Here is a 22315-nt window from a genome sequence, read left to right on the forward strand (position 1 = left end):
GCGCTGTACTACAGATTCCGCTTCAACGTCTAATACGTTCGGCGAAAGGCCGTCTGACCTGCGACGGAGCGGGTTGGGCGGCCTTTGTGGTCCGCACAGAGTCCGCAGCGTGCTGACTTCGGTCAGCGCGCGGGGGAGCGGCTACGCCGCTTCGTCGACCTGCGGCTGGGCATCGGCGGACCGGTCCGCGTACGCCTTGTCGACGGCGGCCCGGGTCCGCTCCTCGGAGTCGGGCCACAGGTGGGTGTAGATGTTCAGCGTCATGGCCGCATTGGTGTGGCCGAGGCGCTCGGAGACCGTCTTCACGGACTCGCCGTGCTTGATCAGCAGGCTGGCGTAGTGGTGCCGGAGGGCGTGAGGTCCGGTGCCCTTCGCTATGCCGGCCTTCGCGCAGGCGGGCCGCCAGGACCCGTCCATGAAGTGCGTGTAGACCACGGGTCCGCCCTGCGGCGCCGTGAAGATCCAGCCCTCGGGCCCATCGGCGGGGAAGTCCCGCAGGTGGGCCTTCGTCGCGTCCACCGCCATGCGGGGGAGCGGGACCGTGCGGTGCGAGCGAGCGGTCTTGGGCGGGCAGACGTATACGCCGTGCTTGGCGGTCTGCTGGATCTGCTGCTCGACCGAGACGGTCGCGTGCAGCAGGTCCACGTGCCGGAGCTGGAGGCCGAAGAGCTCGCCGGGGCGGAGCCCGGTGGCCGCGCCGAGCAGCACGAGGCCCTTGTAGCGGGCGGGTATTTCCTCTGACAGCGTCCGTACCTGCTCGACGGCCAAGGGCACGATCTTCTTCCGGGGCACCGAGGGCAGTTTCGCCTCGGCGCAAGGGTTATGGGGGATCATCCGGTCACGGACGGCCGCCCGGAAGACGGCGTTGACCGTGTTGAAGACCGTCCGTGAGGTACTGGCGGCCAGCCCGTGCGTGGTGGTCAGGCCGGTGACCCAGCTCTGTACGTCGCCAGGCTTGATGGCGCCGAGTGCCCGCTTCTCCCAGGCCGGGTAGACGTAACAGCGCAGGTGCTGGGCCACCGCCTTGGCCGTGGAAGGCCGGTGCGGCTGCATGGCCCGCCATTCCTCCGCGTACTCCTTGAAGGGCTTCTTCGCCGATCGCGGGTCGACGTACTGGCCGGTGACCAGGCTGGCCGTGACCTCGTCGATCCACCGCTGGGCGTCGATCTTGCGGTCGAAATGGCGGGCGTGCTCCTTGCCGTCGAGGTCGCGGTAGCGGGCCCGCCATTTTCCGTTGGGGCGCTTCTGGATGTTGGCCAAGTGGCCTCTCCTTCGTGTCGGTTGTCAGTAGTGGCCGCCGTCCGCGATGTCGTTGCTGAGCGTGCGAGCGTCCCGCTCGTCGCCCATGAGGCGGAGGCACTGCTCGTGGATCGCCCGCGAGCTGTCGGGATGGGCCTTGATGTGGTCGGCGATGGCGACCACTGCGTGGTGGAGGCGGTCGCGCGCATCTCGGGCCTCGTAGAACGCTTCGACGGCCTCCTGGACGAGGCGCCGGCTGTCGATGTCGAGCCCCTCCAGGGGTGGGGACATCAGCTCTTCGAGGGGGAGCTCGAAGACGCGGGTGAAGGCGAGGGCCTCGTCGAGGTTGATGCGGCGGCGGGGCGTGCCGTTCTCGATGCGCCAGACCGCAGTCTGGTTCATCTTGACGCCGGCTCTGGTCACCCGCTCCGCCAGCTCGGTCGTGCTCCACCCTCTGACTTCGCGCTCCAAGGCGACGCGTGCGGCCACGTTCCCTTCGCTGTAGAGCAGCGGCACTTCGCCACCCTCGGGCTTGTCGCCTGCCATCGGACCTCCATCGTCACCGTCGCTATCCCAATTGAAACATGAGCTTCCCGATTTGGGTAACCGTCGATCCTGGGGTACAACTTTATGCAGATCGAATCGCTACCTAGCCGAATGGGAATGCATGCGATATCTGACCACCACCGAGGTCGCCGAGCGCTACCGCACAGCCGAGAGCACCATCCGCTACTGGCGCCACATCAAGAAGGGGCCGCGCGGCATCAAGGTCGGCAAGCGGGTGCTGTACCCCGAGGCCGAGCTGCTGCGCTACGAGCGCACGCTGATCGACGGCCGAGACGAGTGGGGCCTGGCCTCATGAGCCGTCGGCAGCCCCGGACACAGCAACGGCCCCCGGCGCGTCAACGCCGAGGGCCGGAGATTCCCCTGCACGTCGCCCATCCCTGAACGAACGAACCGGTGAGGGGCGGGACCTTGCCCGTCCCGTCCCTCCCCTGAGAGGAACGTCGATGGAGGACTCTACGTCCCCCGCCACCTCGAGCACATCCCACAAGGTCGTCTGGCCTGCCGCTGCGGTCCCCGGCCAGGGCATCCCGTGGCTCAGTCCGGATCGAGCGGACGGTCGGTCCACCTCTCCGGGGACCGGTGACCGACCGGATCGTGCCGCTGGTTCGGTCGGTCCGGAACCGGACCGACCCGCGACCGAAACCCGGACCGAAGTTCCGGTCAACCCGGACCAGGAACCCGGACCGACGGAGAACACGCAGCTCAACGGCCTATCGGGCCTGGTCGGGAACCCGGACCACGGCCCCGGTCCGGAAGCCGAGGACCGGACGGAGAGTTCCGGTCGGTCGGCCGGCGAACCCGGACCGTCGGTCCGGGTTGACCATAGTCACCACGGTGCTCTGGGGACGGTCCCCGAACCCGGACCGGGGCCCGAGGATCGTGAGCGTGCTGACTTCTCGGCGGACCGGGACCAGGACGGGACCGTCGTACTGGACGAGTTGTGCGCCGCGATCGGCCGCTACGTGGTGTTGCCGAGCGAGGAGGCCCTGACCGCGGTCACCCTGTGGGTGGCGGCCTCCCACATCCAGCCCGCCCTCCAGCACGCGCCGCGTCTGGCGGTGGTGGGGCCGACCAAGGGCTGCGGCAAGTCCCGTGTCCTGGACGTGCTCCACGAGACCGTGTCCCGGCCGATGATGACCGTGAACACCTCGCCGGCGGTGGTCTTCCGGATCATCGGCGAGGACCCGCCGACGCTGCTGGTGGACGAGGCCGACACCATCTTCGGCCCCAAGGCCGGCGACAAGGAGGACCTGCGCGGCCTGCTGAACGCCGGCCACCAGCGCAACCGCCCCGCCTGGCGGATATCCGGCCCTGAGCACAAGCCGACCGCGTTCCCGACCTTCGCCATGGCCGCGCTGGCAGGTATCGGCGACCTACCGGACACGATCATGGACCGCGCCGTCGTGCTCCGCATGCAGAAGCGCAAGCCCGGCGAGAAGGTCGCTCCCTTCCGATCCCGGCACTCCGTCCCGGAACTGAACGCGCTGCGCGACCGGCTGACCGCGTGGCTGACCCCACTACGCGGGACAGCGCACCGACTGGTGCCACCGATGCCGGTCGAGGACCGGGCTGCCGACACCTGGGAGCCCCTGGTCATCGTCGCCGACCTGGCCGGCGGCCACTGGCCCGCCCAAGCCCGCGCCGCCTGCCTGGCGATGACCCGGAACGAAGTGGTCCAGGACGAGCAGACAACGCTGAAGACCCGGCTGCTCCGGGACATCCGCCGAGTCTTCGAGCACCAGGGCGACAAGGAGTCGCTGCGCAGCCACGACCTACTCGCCTCCCTCGTCCAGGACGCGGAGGCGCCCTGGGCCGAGTACGGGACGAAGGGCCTGAACGCCTACCACCTGGCCAACCTGCTGCGCGACTTCGGCATCAGCCCGGCCAACCACCGCTTCGAGAACGGCAGGCAGGCGAAGGCGTACACCCGTAACCAGTTCCTCGACGCCTGGGCCCGCTACTGCCCCGACCCTGCCCAGTCGACCCCCGCAGCCGGCGAGACCGTGGTCGCACGTCGAGCCCAGGGCAAGCCACCGGCCCCTCCGTCGGGGACGTTGCCCATCGGCCCGCCCGGCGGGCCTGCCGGCCCCAGGCCCACGCGCTGACACCAGCTCCGTATCAATCCGTCGCATCCGTCCCCGCGCAGGTCAGCGCGGGGACGGAGTTCCTCGCAGGTACGGATCACTCCGTACCTGCGACCGCCTCCGTACCTGTCCTGACCAGCTACGGGACGGATGCAACGGACGTGACGAAGCCCCACCCCACACGACCACCGGAGCACCACCATGCCCGACACGAGCACCGAAAACGCCCCCACCCGCCGCCTCAAAGGATTCTTCGGCCTGACCCGCCGATCAGCAGCAAGCTGGAGCGAACGAGCCTCTAACGAGGCTTCGTCCGCGCTTGCCCCCGCCCCGGGGGTGGCGGAGGAGAAGGCCGAGCGCCAGGGGGCGCCCGAGCCAGAGGAGGGCATAGCCGAGACCAGCTGCCCGCCCGCAGCCGACTCCGTCGCCCCTCGCGCTCAGCCGCCGGCCGATGTCCAACCGCCTGCCGAGCAGCCCTCCTGGCGGGATCTCGATGCCCCCGTCCTGCCCGCACTGATGAACCGCAAGCGCACGGTGGAGAAGCGCGATCAGGAGAAGACCATCCGCTTCACGCGGACTGCGGTCGGTGTGATCAGCGCCGCCGCTCACCAGCGCGGTCAGAAGTTCGCCGGATTCGTCGGTGACGCCGCTCTGGCCGTCGCCCTGGGCAAGGCGGGGCTGGTCGGCAGCCCGGAGGACGATCCCCTCCGCCCGCTGGTCGAGGCGGTCGAGGTTCACACGGTCGCGCTGAACCGCATCGGCGGCAACCTCAACCAGATCACCGCAGCTATCCACCGAGGAATGGTGCCCGAGCGTGCCGAGGCGGTGCTGGACCGCGTTGAGGAAGCGGCCGAGAGCAGCTACCGACTGATCGACCAGCTCCTGACGGAAGGCACCGCGCATGGTTCCTGACGTCTCCACCGGCTCCGACACCCGCGGACTGATCGTCTACCTCTTCGGCCCCGGCCGCCGCGACGAACACACCGACCCTCACATCGTCGCCGCCTGGGACATGGCCGGCACCCCCGACCCCGGCCGCGACCCGGCAGCCACCTACTCCCAGCTCGCCAAGCGCCTCGACCACCACGTCGACCTGCGCACCCGCGAACTGGGCGGCAAGAAACCACCTCAGCACGTCTGGCACTGCCCGGTCCGCACCGCACCCGGCGACCGCTACCTCACCGACGCCGAGTGGGCCGAGGTCGCCCGCCGCATCGTGCACGCCACAGGCATCGCCCCCGAAGACGACGACAAGGCATGCCGGTGGATCGCGGTGCGCCACGCCGACGACCACGTCCACATCATGGCCACCACCGCCCGAGCCGACGGGCGCCGTCCTCGCACCCACCGCGACGGACAGCGGGCCCAAGCCGAATGCCGCAAGATCGAGGCCGAGTTCGGTCTGCGCCACCTGAAGTCCGGTGACCTCACCGCGCCCCGCACTCCCACCGGCGCCGAGCGTGCCAAGGCGGAACGCCAGGGCCAGACGGTCACGGCACGGCACTGGCTGCGCGAGCAGGCGTACGCGGTCGCCGCCGCCGTACGCAACGAAGCCGAGTACTTCACCGTGCTGCAGTCACTCGGCATCAAGGTCAAAACACGCCTCGGCCCCGAGACCGGCGACGTGATCGGCTACAGCCTCGCCGTACCTGGCGATACCAACGCGGCTGGCGAACCCGTCTGGTACGGCGGCTCGAAACTCGCCCCCGACCTCTCCATCAACCGGCTACGCGAACGCCTCCCCGACCAGGAGGTAACCGACCACCTGCGGCATGTGGCGGACCCCGCCGAGTCATGGCGACACACCACTATCGCCATCCACGCGGCGCACTCTGTCCTCGACTCCGATGACGATGCCGCCGCCCAGGGCTACCTGGCCGCCTTCGGCGATGCCCTGTACAACATCGCCAGCGCCACGACCGGCCCACACCGGGCAGAACTGCAGACGGCGGCCATGGCGTTCAACCGCGCCCGCCGCTCCGCCACCCGCGCCGACCACCAGGCCGCCACCGCCCTGCGCAAGGCCGCCAGGGAACTCGCCTACGCCTCCAACGACCCGGGCGGGCTCGCCATCGCCCTGCTCTTCGCCACCGTGCACCTGGCCCGCGCCGCCGCCAAGTGGCACGAACAGCACGGTCACGAGCAGCAGGCGGCAGCAGCCGAGCAAGCCCTCCGCCACCTACAGGCGGGCTACCAGCAGGCCGCCACACCCGTCCTGGCGGACTTGGCCCGCCGCGCACCACGAGCCGCAACCGCCCGCCGCTTCGAACAGGACGTTCGCGCGGCCCTCCCCAACCACGCCGACCGAATCCTCGCCGACCCCACTTGGACCGCCCTGACCACAACCCTCGCCCAAGCCGAAACCGCCGGCCACAACCCCCGACGCCTCCTGACCGAAGTGGGCACCCAGCGAGAGCTCGACAGCGCCGAGCACCCCGCCGAAGTCCTCAATTGGCGCATCACCGCTCAGCCGAACAGGCGGACGCAAGCCGCTCGCAGGCAAAGCACCACCAGCGGCACCTTGGCCAGGTCCGCCACGCCACACCCTCCGGCCACACCAGTGGCCATGAGGCCCGAAGAGCGCAGGCGACACCGCTGACCCCGGTCAGATGCCCTTCTGCGGACGCGCATCCTCATCACGCCGTAGCCTTCCGGCGTGCGCTATCTCGCAGAACCATTCATCCTCGGCGCCCTCAAGCGGGGGCGTTCCGTCGAGCAGTTCCTCGGACCGGCTGGAACCCCCGTGAGGCCGGGGGTCCGCTGGGTCGAAATACGGCCGTCCCGAGGGTCCCACGAGGCCTACCTCCACACCGCTCTCGACTGCGAACCCCTGACTGGCGACCTGGATTCGCTGCCACCGTTGTTCGACGACGAGGAAGAGGACTTCGGCCTCCTCTTGGCAACCACGAGTGAGCCGCGTGCTGCCATGCACGCTGCCGAGAGCCAAACCGGAGCCGCACTCGAACGCTGGGTAAACCAGTCCATGGCGGGCGACGAGTACCGCGACTACGTACTGGCCGGCCGCCCCGCAACGACACCTGACGACCGGCCGTGGCCCACTCCGCAGTCGTCGGCCGCCAGGTCGGCGACTGCGTAGACGATCAGCGGGACCCGTTATCCAGCCCTCGCGTGGGCACCGGAAGCCGTCGCCGGAGGCGATTGCTGAGTTCACAGCCTTTCGCGCACGGCCGCACCCGGCAGTCTGCTGGTCGGTGATTGACATGATGGGCGCCGGTGAGTTCTCAGGTGTCTCTAGAGGGGCGACTATGGCGGTCAAGGCCGAAGCCGATTTCGGAGTCGCCGGACGGGACGAGTGGTCCTATGCGCCGGCTGTCGGCGTGGGACCGCTCCGGTTCGGTATGACCGTCGACGAAGTGGTCGAGGCGGCTGAGACACTCGGCCAGACGAAGGTCAGCGATTGTGCACCGGACCACGCGATCTTCTCGCCGACCTGGAAGGTCGAGGTCCGCCGTCACGGGGCGGCTCCTCCTCCATCTGCCGTCACAACCTATGTGAGTCAAGCTGTGGGCCTCTTCTGCATTGCTGTCGACGCCGTGTACGGTCCCCAGGTCGCATACGACGGAATCCCGCTGGTCGGGCGCGACCTGTCGGAGCTGGAAAGCGACGCAATCGCGTATGCCGAGGCAATGGACGTGTACTTCCGCTACACGCCCGAGGGCTACGCAGGACCGGATGATCCCGGGGTCGTCATGCGCGGGCAACTAGTCGGGCCGGTCCTCCGATCCCGCCCGTTGTTCATGGTGACGCGCGACGGCGCGAATACCGAATGGGACTCGATGCCCTCCGAGGAGTACCGCCTCAACGGGCCGACGGCCTGACGTGGCGTGACTCATGACGAGGAGGCCCGAATACGCCAGCCCACCAGTCGAGGTCGCGTTCGGGCCGCCCGTTACGCACCCTGATGCCCTCGCTGTCCGTGGCAGCGAGGGCATCAGTCGTCAGGCGGCTCGGACTACAGGTAACTGAGCGACCCACTTCGTCACCTCGGTCAGGTGGTCGGGCTGCAGCCCGAGGTGTGGGTCGGGCTGAACGAGGAGGGTCCCCGTCCCGCGGGCGGCGCGCTCCGCCGCCCAGGCGTGGTCGAGGCCGGTGAAGTCGTCGTCGATCCAGACGGCAGGGGCGTCGCCCAGCCAGGCGTCGACGTGGTCGCGCTTCCAGAGGTAGCCGTTGGGGTGGCTGGTGGTGATCTGGGGATGTGGCAGGTCGATGTGCGGCAGGGCCGGGAGGTCGAGAAGGGGCCCGATGAGGGTGGTGGCGTCCTGGCGCCAGCTGGTGCACCAGACGGGAGTGACCAGGCCGGTGCGAATCACGTCCATGAGAAGGCGGCCGTGGTCGGGGTTGAGCCAGACGGTGACCGGGTTGTCGGCGCTGCGGCCGGTGGGGACGACGTCGTGGCGGGCGTGGGTGGCCGGGGCCGAGCCCTCTGCGTCGGGGAAGGGAATGAGGACGCCGTCGATGTCGAGGAGCAGGTAGGGCGGGCGCATCGGTTCCTCCAAGGGAAGCCGGGCGAATGGCTGGTCAGAGCTTGCGGGCGCGGATCAGTAGGGTGGTGGGCCAGTGGCCCATGCGGGGGTCGTGGAACTCCTGGGCAGAGGTGAGCCAGAAGCCCGCCCGGCTGAGGTGCCTCTCCCACCGGTCATTGGAGAACTCCCAGCGGGCGATGGGTAGGCGGGTGCGATCGGGAAGAGTGACGTGGTCGCGGCGGGGCCGGTCGTCGCCCGAGGGGCTTCGGCCGCCGCGCTGCGGGTGCGGGACGGAGAAGGCGAGCACCCGGCCGGGCGTGAGGCGTTGGGCGATGGCCGGGAGCAGGAGCTCGGGGGCGACGAGGCCGACGGCGCCGAAGACGGAGTAGATCGCGTCGAACTGCTCGTCGGTGGCGTGCAGGTAGTGCAGGGCGTGGCCGGCGACGTAGGTGAGGTTGTTCAGCCGTCCGTAGTGGGAGCGGGCGCGGCGGACCTGGAGGCCGACCAGGTCGACGCCGGTGACGTGGGAGCCGTGGCGGGTGGCGAGGTGGGCGGCGTTGTGGCCGGGGCCGCAGCCGAGTTCCAGGAGTCGCTTGCCGCGCAGGTCGGGGCCGAGGATTTCGGCTCCGGGGCCTTGGCCGGGTCTCGTGGTCCATTCCATCCGGGCGGGTACGGAGAGGGGTTCGGCGAGTCCGGCGGCGGTGCGTTGGAGGGCGTGGGCGTGCCAGGGGGATGCCTGGGCGAGCACGTCAGATCTCCAGGAGGTGGAGGACGTCGGTGAGGTGGCGGCGGACGGCCTTGATGTAGGCGGGGTCGGTGGCCGGGTCGTTGATCCAGCGGATGGACTGCTCCATGAACCACTCGACGGCCCACATGCGGTGCCAGCCCAGGGCCCAGTTCTCGGCGGTGAGCCCGCCGCGCGGGGCGAGGGCGTCGGGGGTGCCGCCGGCGGTGACGTACTGCTCCAGGAAGACGCGCCGGCGGATGGGGTGCGGGGGCTCGATGGTGCCGTGCCAGCTGGCGAGGTCGAGCAGGCCGGGGCCGGTGAAGGCGCGGGCGAAGTCGAGCAGCCGCCAGCCGCGCTCGCCGATGTGGAGGCTGGTGGGGTGGAACTCGGAGTGCACCCAGCCGAACGGTTCCAGCGTCGCTCCGGCCGAGCGGGCTTCGGCGGCCTTGGCGATCTGGTCGAGCGCGTCCTCGATGTCGTCGGCGTCCTGCCACCGGTCGGCCTTGCGTAGCCGTTCGAGATGCTCCAGCGCCCGGGCCGGCAGCGTGCGCAGCCGGTCCTGGTCGAGTACGGGCAAGGGTGGAGCCGTACGGGTTCCGTGCAGGACCACGGCTGCAGCGACGCCGTCGAGGTCGTCGGCCTCGCGGACGGACCGTCCGAGGTCCTCCATGAGCATGCCGAGCCATCCGTCCAGGACGGCGGAGGCGTGGACCCGGGGGACGGGAACGCCGAGGGTGTGGGCCAGGCGGAGGGCCTGGTCCTCGCTGTCGAAGGGCTTCTTGGCGTACTTGAAGACGGCCGTGGAGCCGTCGGGGAAGGTGACGCGCTCGACGCCGGACATGGACCACACGCGTACCTCCTCCCGTACGGCGGTGGTCCGGCCGGTCGCGGTGAGCAGGTTGTCGAGGAGTTCCGCGCTGGGGTTCGTGGTCACGTGAGGGCTCCGGGGAGGGGTGGTGGCGTCCGGGGCGGGCGAGAGATGCCGGCCCGCCCCGGAGCCTGATCGGGTGGGGTTACGCGGCGGGGTTCACGCGGTGGGCGTAGACCTGCTCGATCCAGCCCGCCTTGAAGGCCGCGAGGTCGTCGCGGAAGTTCGCCATCGAGGCACCGTAGGGCGCGATCACGCCGCCGGACTGGTCCGGCACGGACTGGCATCCGTGCACGAGCCGGCCGCCGAGCGCGGCGTGGGCCTTGATGGACTCGATCCGGCGGTGCTCGTTGAACCAGCCGCCGTGGTAGACCTCGTCGAGCATCCCGCCCATCTCGTCGTCCAGGTCGAAGACGACGGAGGTGGCGGCGGGGAAGAACCAGCACGGGCCGACGTTGGAGATGTGCCCGTCGAGCTCGACCTTGTTGAGCGCCATGAGCGTGGCGGCCTCGCGGAGCATCCGCAGGTGGTCGGCGGTGATCTGCGGCAGGCCGAGGCCGGCCAGGTGCTCCTCGCGGAAGAGGTACGCGTACACCTCGTACGCGGTGGCCAGGACGCGGGCCGCGTCGGAGATGGACTCGCTGTGCTGCTTGATGAAGTCGAGCGCGAGCTGCTCGACCGCGCTCTCGGTCGTCTCGTCCACGTCCAGGAGCTGGGACTTGACCAGCTCCCAGTCGGCGACGAGCCACGTGTTCGACTCGAAGCGGAAGAAGTACTCGGCCGGGTCGATCGTGATGCGCCGGCCGTCGACCTGGATGCCGGGCAGGCGGCTCCAGCGCGGGTCGAATGCCTCGGGCAGCTCGACCGTGATGGCCATGGTGTCGATGGTGGTCACCGTGTCTCCGTCTCTGATCGGCCAGGTTCGGGCACAGGAATGCCCGAGCCTGGTGTGGGCGTACGGAACTTCGGGGTGCCGCCCGGACCAAGGGGGAGCCTGGATCACGGTCGCGCCGTTCCGGGCGGCTGCTGATAAGTGAACCGGTGGTCACGCTCAGTGGGTACGGTGGAAGGCAGTTGAAGCGGTATACGCGGTTTACAGCTCCGGAGTGGAGGCGATCGTGGCGGCGCAGAGAGAACCCAACTCCCGTCTGCGCGACGTCATCGCGGCGGTCGACTGCACCTACGAGGCTCTCGCCAGAGACGTGCGGCGCATCGCCGCCGAGAACGGCGAGATCCTCCAGACCAACAAGTCGGCCATCTCGCACTGGGTGAACGGCACCCGCGCCCCGTCCGGCCGGGTAGGTCAGTACCTGGCCGAGGCGCTGTCCCGCCGAGCGGGGCGCACGGTCACCCAGACCGAGATCGGCCTCCAGGCCGGTGGTGACGAAGAGCCGGCGGAATCCGACCCCGTCCTCGCGGTCACCGACCTGGGCCGCGCCGACGTCGAACGCCGCCGCTTCCTCGCCATCGCGGCCTTCACCACCGCCGGCGTCGCCATGCCGCTCGGATACGACCACGAGGCCACCACCCGCATGCTCCGCGCCCGCACCGGCACGTCCCTGGTCGGCACGGAGGACGTGGACGTCGTACGGCAGATCACGGCTGCCTTCAGCGCGGCCGACGAGCGCCTCGGCGGCGGGCATGGACTGACCACCGTCACCGCGTACCTCGCCGACACCGCCGCCCCCATGCTGCGCGGACGCTTCCCCAGCGAAGCCTTACGCCGGGCCGCCTTCGGTGCCGTCGCCGAACTCGCCTACCTCGCAGGGTGGAAGCACCACGACCTCGGCCAGGAAGGCGCCGCCCAGCGCTACTACCAGGTCGGCTACAAGCTCGCCTGCGAAGCCGACCCCCACGGCCACGCCGCCTGGATGATGCGCGCCCTCGCCCACCAGGCCCTGAGCCTCAAGCAGCCGCACCACTGCGTCGACCTCGTCGAAGGCGCCCTCCGCACGGGTCTCGGCCACGTCGACGGCCAGACCGAGGCACTCCTCCACATCACCCACGCCCGCGCCTACGCCGCCACCGACGAGAACCCGTCGGCCGCGCGCGCCCTCCTCGCCGCCGAGGACGCCCTCCTCCGCGACGACGACCCCCAGCCCAGCTACTCCCGCGTCAGCGGCCCCGCCGCTGGCACCGTGGCCAGCCACACCGCCCGCACCCTGACCGACCTCGCCGACCACATCGGCACCGAGCAGCAGCATCGCGATGCCCTCACCCGCTGGGACCCGGAGAAGTACAAGCGGGTCCACGCCCTCACCCACGCCGACCTCGGCGACAGTCTTGCCGCCCAGGCCCGCGCCGACGAAGCCGTCGCCGCCTGGACCCAGGCCCTGGTCCTGATGGAGGGCATGACCTCCGACCGGACCCGGAAGGCGATCACGTCGATCCGCTCCACGCTCGCGGTCTACCAGCGACGCAAAGTTCCCGGCGCGGCCGATCTCGCCCGCCGCGCCCGCGAAGCCCTCGCCTAACATGCCCAACAACCCGCCCGACGAAGGGAACACCGTGAACCAGCAGACCGACGACCAGCCGAAGGCCCACAAGCCGGCGCTCGAATCGATGACCCTGCTGGTCGCCGCCGTCATCGTCCACGACAAGGCCGCCGACCGAGTCGTCCTGCTCCAACGCAGCGAGAACGCGAAGTTCGCCCAGGGAATGTGGGATCTCCCCGTCGGCAAGAGCGAACCGGGCGAGCCCATCACCGAAACCGCGGTCCGCGAGCTCTACGAGGAGACCGGCCTCACGGTGAAGCCCGAGTCCCTCAAGGTCGCCCACATCATCCACGGCGCCTGGGGCGTCGAAGCCCCCAACGGCTTCCTCACCGTCGTCTTCGCAGCCCACGAATGGACCGGCGAACCCGAAAACCGCGAACCCCGCAAGCACTCGCAGGTCTGCTGGGTGGACGCCGATGCCATCCCCGACGCATTCGTCAACACCACCGCCAGCGCCCTTCATAACTACATCAAAGGCGGAGCGCCGGTCTCCCTGAACGGATGGTCGTCGGCGTAGTAGCCCGGGGAACAGTGCGCCTGCACGTTCCGGTGGCTGGGTCTATGGCTCTCCGATCCCGGCGCCGAATTCCATTCCTTTGAACTGAATCACGTGGTTGAACCACTCGTTCATCTCGTCATCGAAACCTTCCCCTCGATGCTCGTTGAAGATCTCCTCCATTACCATTCCGACGTCTGAGGCCAGCAACTGCGCGTGCTGGATTGATTCGTGCCAGATCAACCCAGAAACGATACCCATGGCGTGCCCTCGGGCTGTGTAAATTGCCGTCTCCGGGCTCGCGTCGATCTGGATTTCCGTAAGGAGCTTGCGAGCGCCATCCCACTTGGAATTTCTCTTGGCGTGCGCGAACTCGCCAAGGGTGCGATTAAAGGGAAGAAGGCGCTTTAGTCCAGCGTTGTTTAGCCAATCCCTAGGGGTGGCATCTCCTTTTTCCTCCAGCTTCTCTGCCTTCTCTGGTTTCGTCCTCCAGACCCTAAGTCGCGCGTACTGTTCGAGGCACACTCGCAGAAGAGCCATAGCGCGGTCGTCGTCTTCGAGCCAAAGCCAGAAGGCTGATCTCAGTGCGCTTGATGATAGAGCGAGAGCGGTTGCTGCGTACTTGTTGGGGGACCAGTTGGAGATTAGTCCTGCCGTCTCGGCCGCCATGATTAGATAGAATTCTTTAGAGGAGACGCCGTTCAGGTTGAATTCGTCTCCGAGATGCTCGCGCTCCGCGTCGAATGCCTTCAAGGCCCCCTTTGCCGCGCGGGAGCGGCGTTCTAGAAAACTCAGGAACACCCACTCGTCGTCGCGGTACAGTCTGCCCGCTGGGCGATGCCCTGTGAGGACCTGTCCATGAAGATAGGCTCCCCGTTCTAGTGTCTTGATCACATCCGGGGCAAGCCCTGTCGAGGGCATTAGCGGCATCAGCGAGGTTGGCAGGGGGGCCGCGGTTCCCGCCGGCAGAATCTCCGGCATTGAGAACAGATTGCGAGCGAGCCCAGGGTTTTGAGCATCGGTGGCGAGAGTTGCTGCACACACCCTGATCTGGCGTAGATTGAGCAATATCGCGTCGCCGAGCAGTTTTGCGGCAGGTTGCGCGAGTGGGTCTTCACCTTCAAGGAGCCTGCTGGCCTCCCACAAGGCCAGCTCCGCCCATGGACCACGTCCATGCAGGATCTCTGACAGGCCGTCCGCGACCTCGGAGGGGCTGACGAGTCTGTCCTCGCCGACGGCGATAACTTCACCTTTTTTGGCGGACCTGCGTTCGTCATCCCAGGTATCTCGGACCCCCTCTTCTCGCGCGTTAACTAGTGCAGTGTCGGCCTTATAGGGGTAGGTCATGTTGGCTGTCGACCAAACACGTGCGGCGAAGTCCCCGAAACTTTCGCCTTGCTGGTGGGATAGCTCGGCGTTGAATGCTACATTTTCAGTCCACCGCTCAAGCTGTGTACGCAATACGGCGCAGGCTCCGGCGAATTGCCCGGAGAATGCAAGTCGTGCTGCCTGAAACGCGCTGTCCGCTCCCCAGCTCACATGGTCGATCCACTGGCCGGCATAACTGGAGGGCATGCGATGTTTGCTTGCTCCGAGGCGTCGAAGAGCAAGGTCGATCGACCCGGCTGAAACCAGGACCCCCATTAGCTCGCCGTTGAGGTCACCTTGAAGTGAGCCGATCCTGGACATTCTCTTGTTGTGCCGTGAGATCAATGCCTCGGTGACACGCTTTGAGCCGATGCTGGCTAGGTGCCTGTACTCGTCGAGACTGGAACCTATCGAGGCCGCCCGCCGCTCCGCCCTCGAAGCCGCCCGACGTGCGCGCTTCTCTTCCTCTCCAGCAGTCTGCGGCGACCCTCGAAGCTCTCGCCGACGTCGACTTGCCCTCCCCATCTAGCCTCCTCGCGTTGCCCCTAGTGTCCAAGAGTCCGCCGGGTGCAGGCCACCAGATTGCTGCAACGTGGTTAGCGAGAAGCCTGCTGGGCGTTGAAGTTGGGCTCACATGAGCCATCACACGTGAGGGACGAGCGGGCTTCATGTCGACTATGCGTGGGTCCAGCTGTTGGCGAAGTCGCAATGGAGGTCGGTCCATCGGCGCTGCTCGGCGGGGGTGTAAGCGGGGTGGTCGCGGAGGTGAGTTAGGGCGTTGACCCACTGGTCCCACAGGCCGCCGGGCTGGGTGAAGCGGTCGGCGTGGTAGGTGCCGAGGTGAGCGTCGAGGCGGAGGAGGGCGCCGAGCGCGGTTGGCTGGTCGTAACGGAGGTCGGTGCGAGGGAGGTAGCGGTCGAGGTAGGCGGTGAGGATCTCGGCATCCGCGTGCGTGCCGAGACGGGCCAGGGCGAAGCAGTAGCCGCCGCCGGAGTAGCAGACCTCGCTAGCCAGAAGCAGGTCACCAATGCGCTCGCGGAACGAGGTGCGCCGGCCTACGCCGATCAGCCAGGCGGCGGTGAGGCGCGAGCGCCATTCGTAGGCGAGGAGAGCTTCCAGCTCGGCGTCGGTGATCGCGGCCGCGTCGTCGATCAGGTGCCGGGCGAAGCTTTCGGCGTACGGCCACCCTGGCCGCAGGACACGACGGCTGTTCAGTTCGAGGTAGCGCGGGTGGTCCGAGTCCTTCCTCGTCACGTAGCGCTCGATCACGTGGCCGTAGCCGATTTCCTCGGGGCGCTGGAACGGCATGGGGTCACCTTTCCGGGTGTAGGTCGGTGCGGTCGATCCAGGTGGGAGCGACGAAGATGTTGTCGGCGACGGGGGCTTCAGTGGCTTCCAGGAGGGACCAGGCGCGGGCTTCCTCGACCAGGTGCTCCCAGGGCGCGGTCCAGTCGAGCTGCCAGTCGAGGCCGGTGCCGGAGACGCCGTACGTGTGGCCGGCGTCCACTCGCCAGAACTGGGAGTAGAGGACCAGTTGGGAGTGGTCGGCCAGGTCGTCGATGATCTCCGCGAAGTGGGCCGAGGGCCAGCCGGGGCTGCCCGGTCCGGTACCGGCTTGCAGTCGGGCGGTCAGGGAGGGGACGACGGGGCTGCGGGCGCCGAGATCGGTCAGGGCCCAGCGGATGGCGACGGGTTCGGACTCGTCGGGTGGAGTCTGCCGCTCCAGGCAGGCGCGGTAGGCGCGGCACAGGGGCTCGACCGCGTCCTCGATCTCCAGGCTCGCCAGGGCCGTGGCCGCCCACTGACGGACGGTGGGGTTGTCGCTGTCGAGCATGGTGACCAGGGCGGGGCCGCAACGAGGATCGCCCACCTCCTCGAAGACCTCGATGGCGGTCAGCTGACCGAAGCCGCCGAGGGAAGGCAGGCCGTTGATGACGGCGGGTATGGCGTTGGCGCCGATCCAGATCAGCTCCGCGCGGGCGTCGTAGGACTCGTCGGCCTTGCCGTCGAGCTGCTGGACGAGTGTCTCGGTGTGGGAGGTCATGACGCGGAGTGGTAACGGCGCCAGAAAGTGGGGAGCCACCAGCAGAGCACCGAGCGGTCGTCGGGCCACGGGGCGCGGTCCTCGGCTGCCCAGTCCTCAAAGGAGTCGCGCGTCAGGTCGATGGGGCGCCAGGACGGGTCGAGCGGCTCGTCCTCGGCCGGAGGGCGGGCGTACCGCCGGCCGAGCTGGTCGCAGGCGCCGAAGTCCTGGTAGTTGCGCTGGGCCTCGATCAGGGAGACCTTGTTCGCGCCGCCGGCCATGGTCGGCCAGCGGAACTGGACCCCGTCGTCCTCCCAGAAGCAGACGGGGCAGATCTCGTACGAGCCAGGCATGGCGTCGAGCACGCGGTGCCCGCAGCAGGGGCAGGGGTAGCGGTCGCTCACCTGGGCAGTCTCCTTGCCAGTCCCGCCCGTGCGCCATGGATTTCTCGGCATCCGCCCGCCCGGCCAGTCCGCAGCCAGTCCGCAGGGCACCCGTAAACGGCCGTCGGGAGCCAACGCATGCCAACGAGGAAGTCCCAGGTCAGGGCCCTGGATGGGGCTCCGTCGCAGGTCAGGATCAGACCGCAGACATTCCGCTTCAACGTCTGATCGGACGTGGACGAACGGCCTGACCTGCGAGAAAGCAGGTCAGGCCGTTGTGCTGTCCGCAGCAGTCCGCAGAACCTGGAGCGGCTGTGTGTCGTAGACCGTGGAACGGTGTCCGACGTGTACGACCCACACCACCAGCTTCCCGTTGTCGATCGTGTAGAGGACACGGTAGTCGCCGACCCGTAGGCGGCGGCGCTCAGGCTGGGATACGAGTGCGGTGGTATTGAAGCCGAAGGGGTCGCTCTCCAGCTCTGTCAGTTTGGCCAGGATGCGAAGCGCCATGTCACGCGGGATCTTGCGCAGCTCGGCCTGGGCCTCGGGCCGGAACACGGTGCGATAGTCACTCACTGCGTGCCAGCGTCTCCCTCATCACGTCCTCGATCGGGACGCCGGCGGCCGGGCTCGCCATGCGCTCGTCGATGATGCGGTTGATCTCGCGCTCTTCCCACTCCTGGTACTTGCGCAGCACCTCGATCGAGACCACGGCGGCGACCTGCTTGCCGCGACGGGTGATGACAGTGGGCACGTCGTCGCGGTCGGCCCGTTCGACGACTTCTGCCAAGTGGGCGCGTACGTCGCGGATGGACTCTATGGGCAGCGGCTGAGTCATGACCCAAGGGTACCGAGTGTGCCATGTGTACACAACGCCTGTGGGTCCCGGTCGGTGCCGGGGGTCAGTGGTGGCAGGGCTACGAGGCCGCTCAGGCGGTGGGGGCGTGTGGTGCGGCGGCTCGGCCGCGGTCCGGGTGCGCGGTGGCGACCGCCCCGTCGATCGGGCGCAGCAATGCGGTGGCCGTGGAATGGCTTGACGCCAGGGGGAGATGTAACAGAAGCTGTTGCAGCAAGGAGGGGTGATGGCGGCGAACAGTCGGTTGACCATCGCGACGCATGCGCTGGCCTGGCTGGCGTTGGCGCATCGCCGCGGGCAGGACGTGCTCACTTCGGAGCAGGTCGCGGCCAGTGTGAACAGCAATGCCGTGGTCATCAGGCGCAGCCTCGGTGACCTGCGTCGCGCCGGCCTGGTGGAGGTCCGCCACGGCGCGGGTGCGGGCTGGAGTCTGGCCCGTGCGCCGGAGGAGATCACCTTGCTCGAGGTGCATGACGCCGTCGATGCGCAGCCGCCGTTCGCTCTGCACCACACCGAGCCCAATCTGGAGTGTCCGGTCGGCCGCGGCATACGGCCTGCCCTGAGCGGGGTCTACGGTCGGGTCGAGCAGGCCATGCGGCGGGAGCTGGCGGGCGCGACGATCGCCGACGTCCTTCGCGACACGCTGACGAACTAGCCGACAGGCCTGCGGCAGGACGACCGCCATGCCGTTTGCTGTAACAAAAATTGTTCCAATCGAGCGAGGAGCAAGACTGATGCATGCCGTACGGTGCCCCGTCCTCGAACTGCGGCAGTACACACTGCACCCAGGGCGGCGAGATGTGCTGATCGATCTGTTCGACCGGGAGTTGGTCGAGCCCCAAGAGGCCGTGGGCATGACCATCCTGGGGCAGTTCCGCGACCTGGACGACCCCGACCGGTTCGTCTGGCTCCGCGGCTTCGACGACATGCCGCAGCGCACCAAGGCCCTGGAGGGCTTCTACGGCGGGCCGGTCTGGCGCGAACACCGCGACGCGGCGAATGCGACGATGATCGACTCCGATGACGTGCTGCTCCTGCGGCCCGCCTCGGCGCACGGCGGGTTCCCCGTGCAGACCGGTGCCCGGCCTGCCCCCGGCGCCCCGGTGCCGTCGCCGGCGTCGGTCGTCCTTGCCACGATCTGGTACAGCCGCGAGCCGTTCGACGCGGCATTCGTCGAGTTCTTCCGGCGGCATGTGCTCCCCGTACTGGCCGAGACCGGCGGCGAGCCACTGGCGTACCTGCAGTCGGAACACGCCCCGAACACCTTCCCGGCACTGCCGGTACGGCTCCATGAGGAGGTCTTCGTGTGGTTCGTACGCTTCGCCGACGAAGGCCACCTCGACCGGCACCTGAAGCACGTGCAGCAGTCGGAACGCTGGCGGGAGGGGGTGCAGCCGACCCTTTCGGAACGTTCGGCCAGGAGCCCGCAACAGCTACGGCTGACGCCCACCGAGCGGTCGACACTGCGGTGAGCACCAAGGGGGCCAGGCACTCGCCGTCAAGCATTCCCGGGCAGTCACCAGAGATTGCCGACAGGCTCGTCATTCAACGATGGTCGAAGAAAGGACGTGGCGTCGTGGGCGCGCTGAGGGGCAACCCCGGCCCGGGAGCAGGGCCGTTCGACCGCGAGGCGGAGGTCGGGGCCGCCGATCGGCTGGGGCGACTGCGCGACGGCGGCCGCATCGTCAACATCCCCACCAGCTACACCCTCGGCAAGCCCGAGCCCCAGCTGATCGCGTACGCGATGTCCAAGGCCGCAATCGACGTGTTCACCACGACCCTTGCCAAGGAACTCGGCCCCCGCGGGATCACCGTCAACGCCGTCAACCCCGGCGCGATCGACACCGATCTCAACGCCTGGTGGCTGCGCTCGGACGACGCGGCGCGCGAAGCCACCGCCGCCCGCTCGCCGTTGGCCCGGGTCGGGTTGCCCGATGACGTGGCAGGCGTGGTTGCGTTCCTTGCCTCCGAAGACGCGGGCTGGGTCACCGGCCAGAGACTCGACGCCACCGGTGGGGCCCTGCTCTAGCGTCCTGCGCCGTTGATCCCGCCGTGCCGCCCTGCGGTGGACGAGGGCAAGGTCCGGCCCACGCAATGTTGGGCCGGAGTCGGGCCTGTGCTCAGTCCGCAGCCAGTCCGCAGGACACCCGTAAACGGCCGTCGGGAGCCAACGCATGTCAACGAGGAATGCCAGGTCAGGGCCCTGCGCGGGGTTCCGCCGCAGGTCAGAATCGGTCCGCAGACGTTCCGCTTCAACGTGTAGCGGCTGACGTATCACCACGTCGCTGATCTGGCAAACATACAGGTCAGAGAGGGTCCGACTCTTCGGAGTCGGGCCCTTTGTTTTTTCCCGTGCTGGGATGGTGCTGGGATAGCTGACCCCTCGTCACCTGTCATCACCCCTGCTCATCCCTACCGTGCTGGGATCGTGCTGGGATGGGATGGGGGTGCCCGTGCTGGGATTTGCGTGAGCGGGGCGCTGACCGAGCTTGTGACGGTAGTGCGGACGTGGCGCTTTTCCTACTCGTTTGACACAATCGGGGGTATGGCTGAGGCGACGTACAGCATCGGGGAAGGGCCAGCGACGCGGGTGAGCTTGTCGCTGCCGGAGGGGACCGCGGAGGCGATCCGGGCTCGCGTGGGCAAGCGGGAGTTCTCCGCGTTCATCGCCGAGGCGGTCGAGCGTGAGCTGCGCGGGCAGGTCCTGGACGAGTACCTGGCGGACTACGAGAGCCGCAAGGGGCCGGTCTCCGAGCCGGCTCGTCAGCGGGCGCGGCAGGTCTTCGACGAGGTGTTCGCCGAGGAGGCCGAGTGGCCCGCCGCAGGCTGAGTCACGAGGGGACGCTCGTCCTCGACAGCGAGGGACTCTCGAAGCTGCTCGCTGACGAAGAACAGGTGGTGGCTCTGATCGCTGAGGCGCGCTCGCGTGGCATGGAGGTCGTGATCAGTGCGCTCACCATCATCGAGGCCGTCCACGCCCGTACGAACAAGTCACGCCTGAACTGGGTGCTTTCCGGGCTGCGGGTCGTCCCGGTCGGTGACGAGGAGGCGAGGGCTGCCTCGAAGTTGCTGATGAATGCCGGATTGCACGGACACAAGTACGCGATCGATGCGGCCGTCGCCGAGGCCGCGCTGCGACAGCACCGCCCCGTGGTCATGCTGACTTCCGATATTGACGACATGGCCAAGCTGTGCGGCGAGCGGGTCCGGCTCGTGGCGGTGTGATTTCCCTTGGTCCGGCTCAGTAGGAGCGGGGTCCGTAGGGGCTCCAGTGACCGAGGAAGAGCTTGAGGTCGTCGCCGCTGGGTTTCGGCGGCGTGGGCAGTTTCGGCGCTGAGACCGATTCGGTGAGGTTTTGGAGGTGCGCGTCCGCGAACGCGAGCCACGCCTCGACCTCGGTCCGCTCCTGCCCGGGCGGAAGTGATGTGGCATGGACGCCTACTGCTGCGACGTATTCAGTCAGGCGCCTGGCCTGGTACCAGGTGTCCGCCTGTTCTCCGAGCTGTTTGACGCGGTAGGCGTGGGCGTAGGCGGCGTGGGCTTCCTGCATGGCGGCTTCCCAGCGCTTTTGCTGTACCTCTCTGGCTTGCTGGTCTGCAAGGCGTTTGCGTTCTGCGGCTTCGCCGCGGAGTCCGACCTCCTGCACGATCTCGGCGAGCTGTTCTTCCAGAGGCCGGTCGGGGAGATCTGCCCATTCGCTTGCACGGTGCGGGCTGCCGCCGCGGAGTATGAAGCGTAGGCGGCTGGAGGGGGTGTAGTCGAAGCGGGGGATGCGCATCCATGAGTGCTTCTTGGCGTCGGCGAGTTCCTTGTCTGTGGGGACGTGTTCGTTGCGGTCCTGTTCTTGGAGGACGAGGAATCCGACACTTTCGCCGTGGGCGGTGATGGAGAAGTGCGGTGGTGCCTTGCGGCGCCGATGGGGCGGGGGCGCGCCTTGTGTGGTTCCGAGCAATGCCTTGTGGCCTTGGGCTGTGGTGGCGGCGATGAGGGTTTGGATGATGCGCAGGGCTCGGCCCTGGAGGGGTTTGGTCAGGCCCATGGGCTGCGGTTGCTTTTGGAGGGCGGCCACGACGGCATGGGGTTTGGTGAGTCTGGCCGGCACAGGGAGCGGGGTGAGTTCCGCGAGGCGCCAGGCAGGGATGTCGACCAGCTTGATCTCGTAGCCGCGGTGGGTGCGGTATCCGTGGATTTCCTGCGTGTGGGGGATCTTGCCGGACTTGCGGGCGGCGTTGACCCGTGACGCCCAATTCACCGCGTGCGGGCCGGATTCGATGGGCTTGATGAGACAGCCGTCGTTCGCAACGGCCAGTTCATCGAGTAGCTGGTCCGCGTAGTTCGCAAGGGCCTTCGGCACGGCTCGGGGGCGCAGCGGTGCCGCTTTTCGGGCGGGGCGCTCCGGCGGTCGGGTGCTCTGCTCCACGGGGCGGATGCCGCGTTCGATGAGATGCTGCCGCCCCTTCTCGGTGAGGTGGGCGCTCCAATGCCCGCGGCGTTTGGTGACTTTGATGAGCCCTCGGTTCTGCAGGGCTTGTCCGCTGGTCTTGTACGTGCTGTCTGGCCAGACTCCGTCGGGACACCCCTGGCCCACCCAGCCGAGCACGGCCTGCTGCCGCTTGTTGAGGGCCTGTTCCATGTAGCCTCCCGCCGTTCCCTGAATGCCCTGCACCCGGAGACGATGCCCGCTGCCCTTGCGGGAATTCTGGGCTGCTGAAAGGACTCCTCGTT

Annotated in this window: 25 protein-coding genes and 1 pseudogene; 13 read left to right on the plus strand and 13 right to left on the minus strand. The window is 68.4% G+C overall.

Features of this window, described 5'->3' with window-relative positions; all coding sequences use genetic code 11:
* Nucleotides 1–141: 141 nt before the first annotated feature.
* Nucleotides 142–1260, minus strand: coding sequence for a tyrosine-type recombinase/integrase (locus ACZ6K0_RS05120; protein ID WP_469227852.1), 1119 nt, complete (start codon nt 1258–1260; stop codon nt 142–144).
* Nucleotides 1261–1284: 24 nt separating this feature from the next.
* Complete coding sequence (locus tag ACZ6K0_RS05125; RefSeq protein ID WP_469227851.1) at nt 1285–1785, minus strand: helix-turn-helix transcriptional regulator; 501 nt, start codon at nt 1783–1785, stop codon at nt 1285–1287.
* Nucleotides 1786–1906: 121 nt separating this feature from the next.
* Here ACZ6K0_RS05125 and ACZ6K0_RS05130 point away from each other — a divergent pair, with 121 nt between their 5' ends.
* From ACZ6K0_RS05130 to ACZ6K0_RS05155, 6 genes are all read left to right on the plus strand, one after another.
* A complete protein-coding gene (locus tag ACZ6K0_RS05130; RefSeq protein WP_469227850.1) occupies nt 1907–2101 on the plus strand; it encodes a helix-turn-helix transcriptional regulator in 195 nt (64 codons plus the stop codon).
* Nucleotides 2102–2645: 544 nt separating this feature from the next.
* Entirely contained in the window at nt 2646–3911 is a 1266-nt protein-coding gene (locus tag ACZ6K0_RS05135; protein WP_469228024.1) for a DUF3631 domain-containing protein, read from the plus strand.
* Nucleotides 3912–4226: 315 nt separating this feature from the next.
* Nucleotides 4227–4802: a MobC domain-containing protein gene (locus ACZ6K0_RS05140; protein WP_469228022.1), complete on the plus strand. Its 576-nt coding sequence runs from the start codon at nt 4227–4229 to the stop codon at nt 4800–4802.
* Nucleotides 4792–6489 carry a relaxase/mobilization nuclease domain-containing protein gene (locus tag ACZ6K0_RS05145; RefSeq protein ID WP_469227849.1) on the plus strand — a complete coding sequence of 566 codons (1698 nt, stop codon included), beginning with the start codon at nt 4792–4794 and terminating at the stop codon, nt 6487–6489. The genes ACZ6K0_RS05140 and ACZ6K0_RS05145 overlap by 11 nt, the downstream gene beginning before the upstream one ends.
* 57 nt (nt 6490–6546) lie before the next feature.
* Nucleotides 6547–6987 (plus strand): FHA domain-containing protein, encoded by a 441-nt coding sequence (locus ACZ6K0_RS05150; protein WP_469227847.1) that lies wholly within the window; start codon nt 6547–6549, stop codon nt 6985–6987.
* Nucleotides 6988–7156: 169 nt separating this feature from the next.
* Nucleotides 7157–7729 carry a hypothetical protein gene (locus ACZ6K0_RS05155; protein ID WP_189510171.1) on the plus strand — a complete coding sequence of 191 codons (573 nt, stop codon included), beginning with the start codon at nt 7157–7159 and terminating at the stop codon, nt 7727–7729.
* A 120-nt stretch (nt 7730–7849) separates the two neighbouring features.
* Here the strand turns inward: ACZ6K0_RS05155 and ACZ6K0_RS05160 are convergent, their stop codons facing one another.
* From ACZ6K0_RS05160 to ACZ6K0_RS05175, 4 genes are all read right to left on the minus strand, one after another.
* The gene (locus tag ACZ6K0_RS05160; RefSeq protein ID WP_469227844.1) at nt 7850–8395 is read right to left on the minus strand and encodes an HAD domain-containing protein; all 546 of its coding nucleotides are present in this window, start codon (nt 8393–8395) and stop codon (nt 7850–7852) included.
* 34 nt (nt 8396–8429) lie between these two features.
* Nucleotides 8430–9122 carry a class I SAM-dependent methyltransferase gene (locus ACZ6K0_RS05165; protein ID WP_469227842.1) on the minus strand — a complete coding sequence of 231 codons (693 nt, stop codon included), beginning with the start codon at nt 9120–9122 and terminating at the stop codon, nt 8430–8432.
* A 1-nt stretch (nt 9123) separates the two neighbouring features.
* The gene (locus ACZ6K0_RS05170; protein ID WP_469227841.1) at nt 9124–10035 is read right to left on the minus strand and encodes a phosphotransferase family protein; all 912 of its coding nucleotides are present in this window, start codon (nt 10033–10035) and stop codon (nt 9124–9126) included.
* 79 nt (nt 10036–10114) lie between these two features.
* The gene (locus tag ACZ6K0_RS05175) at nt 10115–10864 is read right to left on the minus strand and encodes a hypothetical protein (protein ID WP_469227839.1); all 750 of its coding nucleotides are present in this window, start codon (nt 10862–10864) and stop codon (nt 10115–10117) included.
* A 223-nt stretch (nt 10865–11087) separates the two neighbouring features.
* On the opposite strand from ACZ6K0_RS05175, the gene ACZ6K0_RS05180 reads away from it, so the two are divergent.
* A complete protein-coding gene (locus ACZ6K0_RS05180) occupies nt 11088–12443 on the plus strand; it encodes a tetratricopeptide repeat protein (protein ID WP_469227837.1) in 1356 nt (451 codons plus the stop codon).
* A 1-nt stretch (nt 12444) separates the two neighbouring features.
* On the plus strand, nt 12445–12981 hold the full coding sequence (locus ACZ6K0_RS05185; protein WP_469227836.1) for an NUDIX domain-containing protein: 537 nt from the start codon (nt 12445–12447) through the stop codon (nt 12979–12981).
* 42 nt (nt 12982–13023) lie between these two features.
* On the opposite strand, the gene ACZ6K0_RS05190 is transcribed toward ACZ6K0_RS05185, so the two are convergent.
* From ACZ6K0_RS05190 to ACZ6K0_RS05215, 6 genes are all read right to left on the minus strand, one after another.
* A complete protein-coding gene (locus ACZ6K0_RS05190; RefSeq protein WP_469227834.1) occupies nt 13024–14649 on the minus strand; it encodes a hypothetical protein in 1626 nt (541 codons plus the stop codon).
* A gap of 354 nt (nt 14650–15003) precedes the next feature.
* Entirely contained in the window at nt 15004–15636 is a 633-nt protein-coding gene (locus ACZ6K0_RS05195) for a DUF6000 family protein (RefSeq protein ID WP_469227833.1), read from the minus strand.
* Between the two features lie 4 nt (nt 15637–15640).
* On the minus strand, nt 15641–16372 hold the full coding sequence (locus tag ACZ6K0_RS05200) for a HEAT repeat domain-containing protein (protein WP_469227831.1): 732 nt from the start codon (nt 16370–16372) through the stop codon (nt 15641–15643).
* Nucleotides 16369–16755 carry a CPCC family cysteine-rich protein gene (locus tag ACZ6K0_RS05205; RefSeq protein WP_469227829.1) on the minus strand — a complete coding sequence of 129 codons (387 nt, stop codon included), beginning with the start codon at nt 16753–16755 and terminating at the stop codon, nt 16369–16371. Before ACZ6K0_RS05205 ends, ACZ6K0_RS05200 begins: the two co-directional genes overlap by 4 nt.
* A gap of 246 nt (nt 16756–17001) precedes the next feature.
* Entirely contained in the window at nt 17002–17310 is a 309-nt protein-coding gene (locus ACZ6K0_RS05210) for a type II toxin-antitoxin system RelE family toxin (RefSeq protein WP_469227827.1), read from the minus strand.
* A complete protein-coding gene (locus tag ACZ6K0_RS05215; protein ID WP_060180502.1) occupies nt 17303–17572 on the minus strand; it encodes a type II toxin-antitoxin system Phd/YefM family antitoxin in 270 nt (89 codons plus the stop codon). The genes ACZ6K0_RS05210 and ACZ6K0_RS05215 overlap by 8 nt, the downstream gene beginning before the upstream one ends.
* Before the next feature lie 244 nt (nt 17573–17816).
* Between ACZ6K0_RS05215 and ACZ6K0_RS05220 the strand changes: the two genes are divergently transcribed.
* The 5 genes and pseudogenes from ACZ6K0_RS05220 to ACZ6K0_RS05240 all read left to right on the plus strand — a co-directional run bounded on the left by ACZ6K0_RS05220 (nt 17817) and on the right by ACZ6K0_RS05240 (nt 20815).
* Nucleotides 17817–18245, plus strand: coding sequence for an Rrf2 family transcriptional regulator (locus tag ACZ6K0_RS05220; protein WP_361981294.1), 429 nt, complete (start codon nt 17817–17819; stop codon nt 18243–18245).
* 79 nt (nt 18246–18324) lie between these two features.
* Entirely contained in the window at nt 18325–19062 is a 738-nt protein-coding gene (locus ACZ6K0_RS05225; protein ID WP_469227824.1) for an NIPSNAP family protein, read from the plus strand.
* A gap of 182 nt (nt 19063–19244) precedes the next feature.
* A pseudogene (locus ACZ6K0_RS05230) lies at nt 19245–19619 on the plus strand (SDR family oxidoreductase); the annotation flags it as partial.
* 516 nt (nt 19620–20135) lie between these two features.
* Nucleotides 20136–20420 (plus strand): hypothetical protein, encoded by a 285-nt coding sequence (locus tag ACZ6K0_RS05235; RefSeq protein WP_028438980.1) that lies wholly within the window; start codon nt 20136–20138, stop codon nt 20418–20420.
* Nucleotides 20402–20815, plus strand: coding sequence for a PIN domain-containing protein (locus ACZ6K0_RS05240; RefSeq protein ID WP_037661709.1), 414 nt, complete (start codon nt 20402–20404; stop codon nt 20813–20815). The genes ACZ6K0_RS05235 and ACZ6K0_RS05240 overlap by 19 nt, the downstream gene beginning before the upstream one ends.
* A gap of 16 nt (nt 20816–20831) precedes the next feature.
* On the opposite strand, the gene ACZ6K0_RS05245 is transcribed toward ACZ6K0_RS05240, so the two are convergent.
* Nucleotides 20832–22223: a hypothetical protein gene (locus ACZ6K0_RS05245; protein ID WP_469227822.1), complete on the minus strand. Its 1392-nt coding sequence runs from the start codon at nt 22221–22223 to the stop codon at nt 20832–20834.
* Between the last annotated feature and the right edge of the window lie 92 nt (nt 22224–22315).

It is taken from the genome of Streptomyces sp. NPDC042346 (assembly GCF_055581845.1).

Bases quoted from the DNA above. Each gene is read 5' to 3' on its own strand.
- ACZ6K0_RS05125 (WP_469227851.1), bottom strand. From the start codon at position 1,785: ATGGCAGGCGACAAGCCCGAGGGTGGCGAAGTGCCGCTGCTCTACAGC.
- ACZ6K0_RS05130 (WP_469227850.1), top strand. From the start codon at position 1,907: ATGCGATATCTGACCACCACCGAGGTCGCCGAGCGCTACCGCACAGCC.
- ACZ6K0_RS05145 (WP_469227849.1), top strand. From the start codon at position 4,792: ATGGTTCCTGACGTCTCCACCGGCTCCGACACCCGCGGACTGATCGTC.
- ACZ6K0_RS05155 (WP_189510171.1), top strand. From the start codon at position 7,157: ATGGCGGTCAAGGCCGAAGCCGATTTCGGAGTCGCCGGACGGGACGAG.
- ACZ6K0_RS05160 (WP_469227844.1), bottom strand. From the start codon at position 8,395: ATGCGCCCGCCCTACCTGCTCCTCGACATCGACGGCGTCCTCATTCCC.
- ACZ6K0_RS05185 (WP_469227836.1), top strand. From the start codon at position 12,445: ATGCCCAACAACCCGCCCGACGAAGGGAACACCGTGAACCAGCAGACC.
- ACZ6K0_RS05190 (WP_469227834.1), bottom strand. From the start codon at position 14,649: ATGTCCAGGATCGGCTCACTTCAAGGTGACCTCAACGGCGAGCTAATG.
- ACZ6K0_RS05195 (WP_469227833.1), bottom strand. From the start codon at position 15,636: ATGCCGTTCCAGCGCCCCGAGGAAATCGGCTACGGCCACGTGATCGAG.
- ACZ6K0_RS05200 (WP_469227831.1), bottom strand. From the start codon at position 16,372: ATGACCTCCCACACCGAGACACTCGTCCAGCAGCTCGACGGCAAGGCC.
- ACZ6K0_RS05215 (WP_060180502.1), bottom strand. From the start codon at position 17,572: ATGACTCAGCCGCTGCCCATAGAGTCCATCCGCGACGTACGCGCCCAC.
- ACZ6K0_RS05220 (WP_361981294.1), top strand. From the start codon at position 17,817: ATGGCGGCGAACAGTCGGTTGACCATCGCGACGCATGCGCTGGCCTGG.
- ACZ6K0_RS05225 (WP_469227824.1), top strand. From the start codon at position 18,325: ATGCATGCCGTACGGTGCCCCGTCCTCGAACTGCGGCAGTACACACTG.
- ACZ6K0_RS05235 (WP_028438980.1), top strand. From the start codon at position 20,136: ATGGCTGAGGCGACGTACAGCATCGGGGAAGGGCCAGCGACGCGGGTG.
- ACZ6K0_RS05245 (WP_469227822.1), bottom strand. From the start codon at position 22,223: ATGGAACAGGCCCTCAACAAGCGGCAGCAGGCCGTGCTCGGCTGGGTG.